This is a genomic window from Bremerella sp. JC817, from assembly GCF_040718835.1.
Lineage (GTDB): Bacteria > Planctomycetota > Planctomycetia > Pirellulales > Pirellulaceae > Bremerella.
On the sequence record NZ_JBFEFG010000280.1, the window covers coordinates 1,089,428 to 1,102,147 of the forward strand.

Below are 12,720 nucleotides of genomic sequence, written 5' to 3' on the forward strand. Positions count from 1 at the left end.
AATAACAAACACCACGATTTTCCGCTTGAAGATATCCAGCAGCATTGATGCGAAATGGTTTTTGATGGTCGAGAGTGACGTAGTACGATGCCTGCTCGAGGCGCGAATTCGATTGACGGTTCCTATCTGGTCGATCGTGCGCGAATCGCAGACGGTCGAAGACATTTTCCAAGAGGTCGTCTTGCGAGCCCTGAAGCAGCACGATCAGTTCACCGACGAAGGTCACTTAATGGCCTGGTCGCGAACGACCGCCAAGAACTTGGCGGTCGACTTTCTGCGGCAACGTGGCAAGTCGCAGGTGATGGATGCCGGTGTGATGGATCGGATCTGGACCATTTCGGACGAAGACTCCCAGGGGCTGAAAGAACGCCAAGATGCCCTGCGGAACTGCTTAAAAACGGTCCCGCCGCGGCAACGCGAGATGATTCGCCTGCGATATGGCGAAGGGTTGAGCTGTGGCGAAGTGGCGACGCGAATCGGTACGACGCTCGATGCCGTCTACAAACGACTTTCCCGCACCCATAGCCAGCTGAGAAAATGCGTCGAAGTGGCTTTACAGGGAGAAACGTCGTGATTCGCGGATATAATACCGACAAACACCCATGGACTGGCATGTCTCCCGTGCCGGCCACTATCAGGGGCTAAGCTGTTGCGATGAACGATGCTGCCCAATCTTCCGACTTGCCAGACGACGATCTGCTCGAGCTGATCGTTCGCTATCACGATGGCCAACTCGACGAGTACGAAATGGTCGCTCTGATGGCGCTTCTCGAGGGAGACGACCGCGCGCTGGCCATCTTCCACGACACGGCGCTTCAGGCCCTCACCATTGCCGAGCATGCCACCGTGGTGGCCGAGCCGAAACCTGCTTCACAGATCTGGCGACTCTCGACGTTATCGTGGCTGGCGTTGGCGGCCAGTGTGGCAGTGGTGGCCGCGATCGCCTGGGCGAGTTGGCAGCCCCCGTACGTCGTTCGCGTCGCCGACTTGGAGGGACAGATCGTCTTGCTCAACCCAGATGGAAGCGAACGCCAACTGCGTCATGGCGATCTGCTGTACGACAATCAGCACATTGCCTCGCGCGACATCGGCAGCTTTGCGACGCTGCTCTTCGCCGACGGCACTTCAATTCAAATCTTCGATCAGACCGAAATCAGTTGCCGCCAAGGGGCTGGCAAAGAGGTCGAGGTATTCCAGGGAAACGTGGTGGCCGATGTTGCTCCCCAGCCGGAAGGACACCCACTGCAAATCATCACGCTCCATTCGATTACCGACGTTCTGGGGACGGTTCTGGCGATTCAAGTCTCGCCGCAACGCACCGATGTCGACGTGCTGGAAGGTAAGGTCCGCGTGGCACGGACAGGCGATAGCAGCACGGTTGACGTGGCAGCCGGCGAAAAGACCGTTGTCTCGCGGAAGGTGCCTTTGTCGAGCCGTCCCCGCAGTCCAGTCGGTAACACGTGGAAGGTGGACTTCGAGAACGGCCTGCCTCGTGAATGGATCAAAGGCATCTGGCTCGATCAACCTTTGCCGGAAGGCTCGAAGGGAGGAGCTCGGGCCGAACAACGTCCCAGCTTTTGGGACCCTGCGGTCACGTGGTACGAGGTGGAATCGTACAACCGCTGGAGTCGCGGGCTATGCATGGTCAACGACGAGTCACGGCTGCAGATGCGGTTTTTCACCGAGCGAGCAGGCTGGATCCAAATGATCCTGTTGACCCGCGATCCGAGCTTCAAACAGTCGGATGTTACCTACGAGTACATCATTCGCAACTACGGCAAGATGAAGGAAGCTGGCTGGCACACGGTCGACATTCCGTTGTCTGAATTTCGACGGACGATCAAAGACCCGAAGATTGGCTACGCCCAGTCGCCGATCAATCCGCCGCGACCAGGACTGGTGATCTTCAAAGTGATTGTCTCGACCCAGCATCGCGACCTCGGGCTGATCGTCGACGAGATGTCGATCACGTCCCCCGGCGACCCACCACCGATAGCCGACGAGCAGGAAGCTGCTTCGTAGGGGTTACCTCCGCCACCTGGCAATCTTCGCGGAATCTCTTTTTTTCACGCAACGCGGCGGCGGCTTGCTCGATGATCTTATTGACCGGCAGGAAACCGAATTCAAGGCATTGATGGCCTGGTTTCAATCCGTGCTCTCCCGGGAGCACACGTCGATAAGGTACAGAGCGATGGCTATTTTCAATATCGGTGAATGGGAAGAAGCAGTACGAACTGCATTGGGACGCGGCGGTCACTTGGTCGCGATGTTGGTTGCATTGGTTCTGGTCGCCACGTACATGACCGGAGGCCAACTGCTGGAGAATCCGGCGAAGCTGATCATTGGCGGGTTCTTCGTCGGAGCTGGCGTCGACATGCTGCTGAGCATGAGTTGGGCCAGCTTTCATCCTCGCCGCATCGAACGCCAGACACGATTTCCTGTCTGAGTTCTCGCCTGCATTTGCCCACCTCTCGCCACCTAGTTTCTTGTGGCAACCTTGCGTCTGCAAACTTCAGGTGGCGACTGCGCGCAGAAAAAAGGGGCGGCGACCCCTGCCAGGTTCGCCACCCCCATCTCATCGTCATGAGAAGTGAACTATCGGATGCCCATACCTTCCGGGATCGAGCCATCTTTCTTCAGGTCGAAGTCGAAATGATGGTTGCTCGAATCGACATTGATTCGCAGCTTCGACTGCTGATTGTATGGAGCCGGCAGGATCGAAACCGTTTCTTCGGTCAGACCACGTTCGATTTGTTCCTGCGTGGGATTCTTAACCTGGACTGTCTTGTGCGCGTGGATCTGAACAGCCATTTCACCCGGAGCCGAGCGGGCATCGATCTGACCATTTTCGATCAGGCCTCCACCCATGCTTCCGCCGTTAACCGGCATGAACGAGATCGACCCATTCTCGATCGGCTGGCCATCCAGGGTCACGGTGCCACTGACATGCAGTAGTCCGTCGTCAGGACCGCAACCGGTCAGCAAAGACAGAAGAGAAAGCGTGGTGACGGCCGCACCAAAGGCACCTAAGCGTAGCGATTTCATGATGAGGGTACTCCGACTATCGCGAGCGAAGTCATGGCGATGCGAAAGAGCATGCCATGACCCAATCGCGGAGGACGTTACAGGCCGATAACTTCGCCACCTTGAGTCGACGTGCGTGCACGCCAGGCCCAGATGTCGATCGTTTCAGGCACGAAGCTAACCGAACCGTCGAAGTTGCTGGCGTTCACACCACCTGGGTGCATGCTGAAAGCGGCGAACGTGGCGGTTCCCCAGTTGTCGCCATTGTTATGGCAAGGAATCTTCTGGAGGTAATCGTCTGGGTTCCAGCAGCGGCGACCACCGTCGACCGAAGCCTTGGTGTTGGGTGTCAGGTAACCGGTGAAACCAGCACCCGATGCGTAGATGCCGGCAGCGTACATGCCCTGCCAGCCGCTGGTGTTCTGGTTCATCGGAACTTCCGAAACCATCACGGTGTTGCTGGTACCGTCGGTAACCGAACCCAGGCCATGGATCTTGGTGCCCATCTGGAAGGCTGAACCACCGTTGTTGTAAGTCCACAGACCGTCCCAGTTGTTGGCGTTTTCCTGACGATAGTTGGTGTTACCCACGCAAACCGCGTAGCTGTAGCGCTGGTGCGACCAGTTCAAGTCGGTGGTCGTTTCGCCCAGGGTGACCTGTTCCGAAGGGCAACTGTAGATGTCCAGCGGCGTGGTGCGGTACAGGCGGTTGTTACCACCGTTGGCACGCACGTTGAAATCGAGCGTGTCGTACATGGCTGGCTGCTCGACGAATGGCAACAGACGGCCGAAGACCGAGATCATGTCGCCGTTCCAGTTGTCGAACCCGAGGTAAGGCAGCTTCTGGAAGGTGTCGTGATAGTTGTGCAGCGCGAGGCCGATGTTCTTCAGGTTGTTCACACACTGGGTGCGACGAGCAGCTTCACGAGCCTGTTGCACGGCAGGTAGCAACAAGGCGATCAAAACACCGATGATGGCAATCACCACCAGCAGTTCGACGAGGGTGAAACCACGGTGTTGGCGGGTATAGGAGCCTTTTCCAATGCGAAGCGACTTCATGAGTAATGCCTTTCACCGCTATGCGGCAAAACGATGAGATTGGGATGAGCGACGGACTTTTTGAGAAGGGATCCGTCAATAAAGGGGCCTACGAAAGTCAATCTTGTAAAAGAGATTTTCCTGTACTTTTTCAGAAAGTGAATGAGAAGCGACGTTTAATTTTTGAGAACCGTTGCTGTTCTTTTCCGGTGCCATCTAAGTGTAAAGGAATCGGCGTCCCGATAGATTGCCGGTTAGCGAAGCTGCCATTCGCATAAAAGTAGGGTGCTCTGTTTGTGACCACCCTTTTTTTGATACGCATTTCGGGGTAGGTAATCGCTCTTAGAAGGGTCGTTTACCGGCAGGTATGCCAACGTAAAACCACCGGATTTCCCGTTTTATGTCGGTGACCGACGCGACTTGAGTAGGGCGGACAACTCGAGATTGAGCTCTGTTTTGCTCGTCGGACGACCAGCTAGCGGTCGAATTATGCGCGCGGAAATAGAACATGACATATGGAAATTGAGGCTCTTTGAGGGGCCTTGTCCCAGGGCTTACGGGACAGTTAGCCAGCTAACTCTTTTGGCATGTCTTTACAGGGAGGATTTTGACCGGGTTTCCCGCAATTCGAACGCGTCGTTGCCAAGTCATTTAAGGGGGGAAGGTGGGTGCCTCAGAAGTGGATTTAAGTCGTTACAGCGATGGAAGTTCCCGTAGCAAGTCACGGATATCTGAAAGGAGAAACTCGACCAACTCAGGCCGAGCGATCATTTGACTTCGATTAGCAGCAACGTAGATAGCTCAGACGCCAAAGCGACCACCGCGAAAAACCAAAGCGGGCGTATCAGCGTCGATCAAGATCCAAATCAACTCAGATATTCGCAAAAGGGCAGGAGAACGAATCATGCCAACCGCTGGTGCAACGCTTGAGGCTCCCAAGAAGACTACGACTTCGTCCACGCGCAAGAAAGCGTCGACACCACGTGCGAACCAGGCCGAAGCGGAATTGCGGCGCGAAATCGCCGTGCTGAAGGCCGAGAACGAAGCGATCAACAAGTCGCAGGCCGTCATCGAGTTCAATCCTGATGGCACGATTATCACGGCCAACGAAAACTTCCTCAACGCGATGGGTTATACCTTGGCGGAAATCCAAGGCCAACATCACCGCATGTTTGTCGATCCAACCGAAGCCCGTTCGATCGAATACCGCGAATTCTGGGATCACCTGAACCATGGTCGTTTTTCGACCGGCATGTATAAGCGAATCGGCAAGGGTGGCAAGGAAATCTGGATTCAGGCTTCGTACAATCCCATCCTGGACGAAGATGGCAAGACCATCAAGGTTGTGAAGTACGCCTCCGACGTGACCCAGCAGAAAATGCAAGCCGCCGATACCGGTGGTCAGATCGCCGCGATCAACAAGGCTCAGGCCGTGATCGAGTTCAACATGGACGGGACGATCATCTCCGCCAACCACAACTTCCTGACGACCATGGGTTATACCCTGGGCGAAATCAAGGGCCAGCATCACCAGATCTTTGTCGAGCCAGATTACGCTCGCAGCCCAGAATACAAGCGTTTCTGGGAAAAGCTGAATCGCGGTGAATTCGATACCGCCGAGTACAAGCGGATTGGTAAGGGTGGCAAGGAAGTTTGGATTCAAGCTTCGTACAACCCGATCCTCGACCTGAATGGCAAGCCATTCAAGGTTGTGAAGTACGCCACCGACGTGACCGCCTCGAAGATGCGGATCGCGGATACGTCTGGCCAGTTGGACGCGATCAGCAAGTCGCAGGCAATCATCGAATTCAGCCTCGATGGCACGATCATCTCGGCCAACGATAACTTTCTGAATGCCCTCGGTTACAGCCTGAAGGACATTCAAGGTCGTCATCACTCGATGTTTGTCGAAAACGACTACGCAGCAAGCGCCGAGTATCGCGAATTTTGGGCGAAGCTCAACCGTGGTGAATTCGACGCCGGCCAATACAAGCGACTGGCCAAGGGTGGCCGCGAGATCTGGATTCAGGCCAGCTACAACCCGATCTTCGATCTCAACGGCAAGCCTTACAAAGTGGTGAAGTACGCCACCGACGTGACCAAGCAGGTCCAGATGCGAATGGACATGGCCAACCTGATTGTCAACGTCATGGAAAGTGCCAACCAGTTCAGCGAAAGTGCCGCCACGGTCGCCGAAGGCTCGCAGTCGGTTGCTGAAGGTGCCCAGACCCAAAGTGCCGCAGTCGAAGAAATCAGCGCTTCGGCTCAAGAGCTGACTCGTTCGATCCAAGGTGTTCGCGACCGTGCGAATGAAACCGATCGCCTTGCCGGTCAGACCAGCCAGATCGCCATCGAAGGTGGCCAGGCGGTGATCAAGAGCGGCGAAGCGATGGATCTGATCAAGGCTTCTTCGGAACAGATCGGCGATATCATCCAGGTGATCAGCGAAATCGCCAGCCAGACCAACCTGTTGGCCTTGAACGCTGCGATCGAAGCGGCCCGTGCCGGTGAGCATGGTCTTGGCTTCGCGGTCGTCGCCGACGAAGTTCGCAAGTTGGCGGAACGTGCCAGCGACGCCGCCAAGGACGTTTCGGCCTTGATTAAAGAATCGACCGCTCGTGTTGCTAACGGTGTCGAACTGAGTTCGCAGGCCGGCAATGCCCTGGAAAGGATCGTCGCCGCTGTCGAAACGACTTCGGCCAAGATCGCTGAAATCGCCGCTTCGACCGACGAGCAGATGAGCATGTCGCAGGAAGTGTTCGATACGATCCAGCAGGTCGCTTCGGTCACCGAACAGTCGACCGCTTCCAGCGAAGAAATGGCTGCCAGTGCCGAAGAACTCGGTGCCCAGGCCAAGTCGTTGCGAGACCTGGTCGAAAGCTTCGACATGCACGGCTAATCAGCCGAACCAAGCTATGGGAAGGGCCGAATCCAAGAGTTCGGCCTTTGGGTGGCAGGGGCCCGTCGCGAAGACGGAGGCCCCTTTCGCCGATTCTTGGGGGTGCCTTTGGTGGCAAGACGCTTGGTTGAAGCGTGGCCGGAGGATGGTTATTCTAATCATTGTTTGAATGATTGAGACTTCTGCATCCCCTCAGGAACGTATCTATGGCTTCCGATACTCCCAAAATCCGTTTCGTCATGATTGGTGGTTTTTTGGGGGCTGGCAAAACGACCACGATCGGTCGACTGGCCCAAACCTATCAGGACCAGGGTCTGAAGGTGGGAGTGATCACCAACGATCAGGCTGCCGACCTGGTCGATACGAATCTGTTGCGTTCGCAAGGCTTGCGGGTGGGGGAAGTCGCCGGCGCTTGCTTCTGCTGCAACTTCAACGAACTGACTTCGACCGTCGAAACGCTGTCGGCCGATCAGCGTCCTGATGTTGTCATCGCCGAACCGGTCGGCAGTTGTACCGACCTGGTGGCGACTGTCGTGCAGCCGCTGATGAAGCTGTTCGATGCCGAGTTCGATGTCGCACCGTATGGCGTGATCTTGAAGCCTTCGCATGGGCTACGGATCTTGCGGAAGGAAGCCAACATGGGGTTCTCGCCCAAAGCGGCTTACATCTTCGAGAAGCAGTTGGAAGAGGCCGACTTCTTGATCATCAATCGCATCGACGAGCTGAGCCCGGAACAAATTTCGGAACTGTCCGATCTGCTGGCCAAGTTCGCCCCGGAAACGCCGCTGCTCCGATTGTCGGCCAAGACCGGCGAAGGGATGGATGGCCTGATCCAGATGTTCGAGCAGCGCGGCGCATTCGGGCAGAAGATCCTCGACCTCGACTACGATGTCTACGCGGAAGGCGAGGCGGAACTGGGCTGGCTGAACAGCAGCATGCAGATGACCAGCGGCGAGCCATTCGCCTTGGACGACGTGCTATTGGGGATCGTGGAAGGTCTGCGGGAACGCCTGGCGAGCGACGGTGCCGAGACCGCTCACTTGAAAACAATTGGCCTATGGGAAGGTGCTTATGGTGTCGCGAACCTGGTGAGCAGCGATACGCCAACCGTTCTTTCGTTGCCTTCCAACTGCACCACCAAGGAAGCGAACGTGGTGGTTAACGCCCGGGTCGCAGTCGATCCGGAAACGCTTCGCGACGACGTCCAGGCGATCGTCAATCAGCTGGTCGAGCGGATGGGAATCACGGTCGAATTTCATCAAACGCAAAGCTTCCGCCCAGGTCGCCCGGTGCCAACCCATCGGTTCTCGAATGCCAGCAGCTAGCGGGGTTTGGTCTGCTGGAAGTGGGATCGAGCGAATGTCGCTTGGCGCGACACGATTGTTTGCCTGAGCGACATATTTTCGCCGATTGGAAGGCAAAACGAGGGGATTCGAGGCCGGCGCGCCACTTGCATAGAGGGGGTGCGACCCGTTTTCCCGCACATTTTTGGGGAATCCGGGTCCGCTCGAAATTCTTTGAACGCCTGAAGGGGTGTTCATCCGATTCCTTTAGCAGAAGTGTTCATCACCATGCATCGTAGCTATGATGGCGTGAGCGTTGCCGAAGTCCCCACCCGACCATTGGTACGTCGCGAAGCAGTGACCGCTGAGCAAGAGTCTCCGATTGCATCGAAGGAATTGCTGAAAGGTCAGCGACAGGTCTGGATCGACCACGGCGGAACGCTCTACTGTTTGAAGGCCACGTCCAACGGACGTCTTTACCTAACCAAATAGGGCTCCTGCGGAAATGGGGCTCGCTTCGGGCGTGCCCCCGCACTTCGCGGTCGTGGCAAAGTAATTTTCCATGCAACGACTTGCGACTGCTCAATTTGCCATTCCGATCTCGATCAGCGTGCATATGCTGCTGGTCGGCTTGATGGTCTGGCAACGGGCAGCCGTCTTGCAGCGGATGGAGTTCGCCGGCGAATCGAAAGCAGTCACCATCGCAGCGACGTTCGCTCCGCCGGTACCCTTGAGTGAGCCACAACCGGTTAACATCGTCACCAGCGAGATGGACGCGACCGAAACGACGGTCGAAGTCGCGGCGGAAGCCCTTGTCGCTCGGCAGTCGCTCGATCTGAAGCCGACCCGCAAAGAGGCTGAGATTGTGGTCGCCGAGTTGCAACAGACCCCCCAGGCCCGGCTGGCCAATCGACGGCAATTTCAGCGTCAGCCCGATCCACCCAAACCAAGCACGCAGCCGGTTCCACGGCAGTCTCGACCGATCAAAGTCGCCTCGCTGGCGTCTGCCGTTCCGATCCCCGTCGGCAACGTGAAGAAGACGCCGCCTGACTTCTCGATGAATCCTCCGCCCGACTATCCGGCCGAAGCAAAACGTAACGGCTGGAAGGGGGAAGTCTTGCTGCGGCTGACCATCGCGCTCGATGGCCGCGTCAGCGAAGCGATCGTCGCCAAGAGCAGCGGCTACACCATCTTAGACGACGCAGCCGTCGAGGCCGTTCGTCGCTGGAAAGGGCTTCCGGCCACCGTCGGAGGGCAGCCTGTAGCGGTGGTGCGGTACTTGCCGGTGCGGTTTTCACGGTAAGTTGCTGCGGGTTTGCACCATACCTCTGTCAGCATAACCGGCGCAGAACCTATTGTCTTTCTGACTGGATTACGGGCCTCCGTTCCACGCACGAATCAGTACCCGAAACCCGGCAACTTCTTTAACTGTGTGCGATCTTGCACATGATCAGCAGGTTTACTTGCTTCGGGCCGCAGTGCGGTCTTTATCGGTTTAGCAAGGGCATCCAATGCAATGCAACAAGGTTCTGTTGCGAATCGTCATCGAACTGGTTTTGGTGGTGATCGCGGCAGATATCGTCACTCAATTTCTACTTCCGGAGGTGATCCCAAGCCTGCCGGATTACGCATCGCGTGTCCTGGACATGGCGTCGAGTGCCTTGATCATTGCGCCCTATATCATCTTGCGTGTGCTCTCGCTCTGGAGAAATCCGCCACGCGAAGAAGCCACTCCCGTCGAAAGCAGCATGCGCGACGTCATGCGGCCGATCTTCTTGATCGTGATTCTGGGGGTCGGGCTCACCTCGATTGTCGCGGTTTGGCTCGCTCGCGAAGCCCATCGTCAGGCCGAGTATGAATTCGACGGCCTGGCCGAACGTGTGAAGATCGACGTCACACGTCGTATGACCGAGTTTGAACATGGGCTCAAGGCTTTACGCGGACTGCACGAAGCGAGCGAAGTGCTAACCCTGTCCGAGTTCCGCGACTACTGCAAAGTGGTCGATCCGGTCGCCTGTTTTCCAGGGGCGATGGGCCAGGGGTTTATCCGTCAGGTCCAGAAGGATGAGGTGGGGCCGTTTCTGGAATGGGCTCACGAGAACCTGGGAGGCGATTTCACGATCCGCTCGGCGGGTTCGTTACAAAACACCAGCGACTACCTGGTCATCTGTCATATTGAACCATTGGCCCTCAATCGTCAGGCCTGGGGGTTAGATGTCGGATCCGAAGCGAATCGCCGCGCCGCCGCCGTGAAGGCAAAGAGTTCCGGCTTGCCAACCTTGTCCGCCAAGATTGACCTGGTTCAAGATAACCTCGATCAGAACGGCTTTCTTTACTATCTGGCCGTCTACGAGCAAGGCAAGCCGCTGCGAACGCCCGAAGAGCGGCAGAAGGCCTTCAAAGGCTGGGTCTATATGCCGATCACGTCGGAATTGGCCCTCGATGGGATTGTCTGGTCAGGCGACGGCAAGATCGATATCGAAGTCTTCGACGATCGCGCGGTCGACGATCCAAACGCCCGTTTGTTTGTGGAGCATGGCTATCAATTTGAAGACCACCATGCCAACGCCGACCAATACATGGCGTTGTTCGAGAAAAGCTATTACCTCAGTTTCGGTGGTCGACACTGGACAGTGCTGATTCGCAGCAATCCGAGTTTCGACACCAGCGGAATCTTCATGCGACCCGCGATTACGGTGGCGGTTGGTGGTATTGTGACCTTGTTGCTGGTGATCATGACCTGGAACATGAGTGCGGCCCGTCTGCGGGCAATTCAAATGGCCGAGTCGATGACCACCGACTTGAAGGCGGCCAAGGAAGAAGCCGAGAACGGGGTTCGCCGCTTTACAACAATCTTCAACGGGGTGCCGATCGGCGTGGTCGTGCTAGACGAGCATGGCAACGTGATCGACAGCAACCCGGCCGCGCTCTCGCTGTGGGAAGCGAAGTCGGCGGAACAGATTCGTGGTATGTCGCTGTTGGATCAGGTCGCCTGGAACTCGCGAGTTGACGTCGTTCAAGGTTTGTGCGATGCATTGATCAGTAAACCATCCTGCATCGAATTCGAGATGATGGGGCTACGTGGTACGTGGCGTCGAATCGAATTGCACTCGGTGGTGGCACTCAACACGACCAGTGAAGAAGAAACCATTCAAATATTGACCGTGTTACGCGATGTCACCGAACAGCGTCGTGCCGAAGAAGATCTCCGCGAAGCTCGCATCAAGGCGGAAGAAGCGAACCGTAGTAAGAGCGAATTCCTGGCAAACATGAGCCACGAAATCCGCACGCCAATGACGGCGATCCTCGGTTACACCGACCTGCTGGCCGATCATCAACGCGATCGCGATGCGAACACGGAGACCGGCGAATATATCAGCACGATCCGCCGCAATGGCGAGCACCTGTTGACCATCATTAACGACATTCTCGACCTGTCGAAGATCGAAGCAGGCATGATGACTTTCGAGACGGTCCCGATGCGAATCGATGTGCTCGTTCGCGAAGTGATGGACCTGATGGAAGTCAAAGCGACCGCTAAGGGGCTCACGCTCAACACGATCTTCGAGACGAAGATTCCGATGATCGTCCACAGCGATCCGATTCGACTTCGCCAGATCCTGGTGAACCTGGTTGGCAACGCGATCAAGTTTACCGAGATCGGCCGCGTTCGCCTGCGTGTCAGCTATGCGAAGTCGGACAAGACCATTCGCTTGTCGGTCGAAGACTCTGGCATCGGTATGACCGACGAACAGATCGGCAAGTTGTTCCAAGCCTTCGTCCAAGCCGACAACTCGACCGCGCGGCGCTTCGGTGGTACCGGGCTGGGGCTGCGAATCAGCAAGCGTCTGGCCGAAATGATGGATGGCGACATCACCGTGACTTCAGAACCTGGCGTCGGCAGTGTCTTCTGCTTGTCGCTCATGGTCGACGATGTGCCAGACGATCAATGGATCACCCCTTCGATGGCTCGCGGTCAGAACAATGCGGACGAAGAGGTCGCCAAGAATAAGAGCAAGAAGATCAACTCGACGGCTCTCCAAGGAATGCGGGTCCTGTTGGCGGAAGATGGTCCCGATAACGTCCGTTTGATTTCGTTCCATCTGCGGAAGGCAGGGGCCGAGGTCTTTACGGTCGAGAATGGAAAGCTTGCGATCGAACAGCTTACCGTCGACGGAACCGTCGACGGCGAACTTCGCTCGCCGCCACCCTTCGACGTGCTGCTGACCGACATGCAGATGCCGGTGATGGATGGTTATGAATCGGCAATTCGGCTGCGCGAGAAAGGGTGTCAGATGCCAATCGTGGCCCTGACCGCCCACGCCATGGCAGGCGATTTGCAAAAGTGCCTCGACGCCGGCTGCACCGCCTACACCACCAAGCCGATCGACCGTCATCGACTGATCGAAACGATCCAGCGTTTCCATCCGGCGGCAAAAGAACCGATCGAAATCTAATCGGGGCACGCCGGACACTC

10 protein-coding genes are annotated in these 12,720 nt (G+C 56.7%); 8 read left to right on the plus strand and 2 right to left on the minus strand.

The annotated features are described in order from the left end of the window. The first annotated feature begins 25 nt into the window (after positions 1–25). The 3 genes from AB1L30_RS22865 to AB1L30_RS22875 all read left to right on the plus strand — a co-directional run bounded on the left by AB1L30_RS22865 (position 26) and on the right by AB1L30_RS22875 (position 2,446). Positions 26–574: a sigma-70 family RNA polymerase sigma factor gene (locus tag AB1L30_RS22865; protein ID WP_367016332.1), complete on the plus strand. Its 549-nt coding sequence runs from the start codon at positions 26–28 to the stop codon at positions 572–574. Between the two features lie 80 nt (positions 575–654). Then, complete coding sequence (locus tag AB1L30_RS22870) at positions 655–2,022, plus strand: FecR family protein (protein WP_367016334.1); 1,368 nt, start codon at positions 655–657, stop codon at positions 2,020–2,022. A gap of 169 nt (positions 2,023–2,191) precedes the next feature. Beyond that, positions 2,192–2,446: a hypothetical protein gene (locus AB1L30_RS22875; RefSeq protein WP_367016336.1), complete on the plus strand. Its 255-nt coding sequence runs from the start codon at positions 2,192–2,194 to the stop codon at positions 2,444–2,446. A 149-nt stretch (positions 2,447–2,595) separates the two neighbouring features. Here AB1L30_RS22875 and AB1L30_RS22880 read toward each other — a convergent pair whose 3' ends face one another. Both AB1L30_RS22880 and AB1L30_RS22885 read right to left on the minus strand, forming a co-directional pair. Next, positions 2,596–3,045, minus strand: a complete 450-nt coding sequence (locus tag AB1L30_RS22880; protein WP_367016338.1) for a hypothetical protein — start codon at positions 3,043–3,045, stop codon at positions 2,596–2,598. Positions 3,046–3,122: 77 nt separating this feature from the next. Then, a complete protein-coding gene (locus tag AB1L30_RS22885; protein ID WP_367016340.1) occupies positions 3,123–4,082 on the minus strand; it encodes a DUF1559 domain-containing protein in 960 nt (319 codons plus the stop codon). Positions 4,083–4,965: 883 nt separating this feature from the next. On the opposite strand from AB1L30_RS22885, the gene AB1L30_RS22890 reads away from it, so the two are divergent. From AB1L30_RS22890 to AB1L30_RS22910, 5 genes are all read left to right on the plus strand, one after another. Then, on the plus strand, positions 4,966–6,960 hold the full coding sequence (locus AB1L30_RS22890; protein ID WP_367016342.1) for a PAS domain-containing methyl-accepting chemotaxis protein: 1,995 nt from the start codon (positions 4,966–4,968) through the stop codon (positions 6,958–6,960). A 206-nt stretch (positions 6,961–7,166) separates the two neighbouring features. Then, on the plus strand, positions 7,167–8,285 hold the full coding sequence (locus AB1L30_RS22895; RefSeq protein WP_367016344.1) for a GTP-binding protein: 1,119 nt from the start codon (positions 7,167–7,169) through the stop codon (positions 8,283–8,285). A 246-nt stretch (positions 8,286–8,531) separates the two neighbouring features. Continuing rightward, complete coding sequence (locus AB1L30_RS22900; RefSeq protein WP_367016346.1) at positions 8,532–8,735, plus strand: hemin uptake protein HemP; 204 nt, start codon at positions 8,532–8,534, stop codon at positions 8,733–8,735. A 70-nt stretch (positions 8,736–8,805) separates the two neighbouring features. Further along, on the plus strand, positions 8,806–9,546 hold the full coding sequence (locus AB1L30_RS22905; protein WP_367016348.1) for an energy transducer TonB: 741 nt from the start codon (positions 8,806–8,808) through the stop codon (positions 9,544–9,546). A 208-nt stretch (positions 9,547–9,754) separates the two neighbouring features. After that, the gene (locus AB1L30_RS22910) at positions 9,755–12,700 is read left to right on the plus strand and encodes a CHASE domain-containing protein (protein ID WP_367016350.1); all 2,946 of its coding nucleotides are present in this window, start codon (positions 9,755–9,757) and stop codon (positions 12,698–12,700) included. The last annotated feature ends 20 nt before the right edge of the window (positions 12,701–12,720 follow it).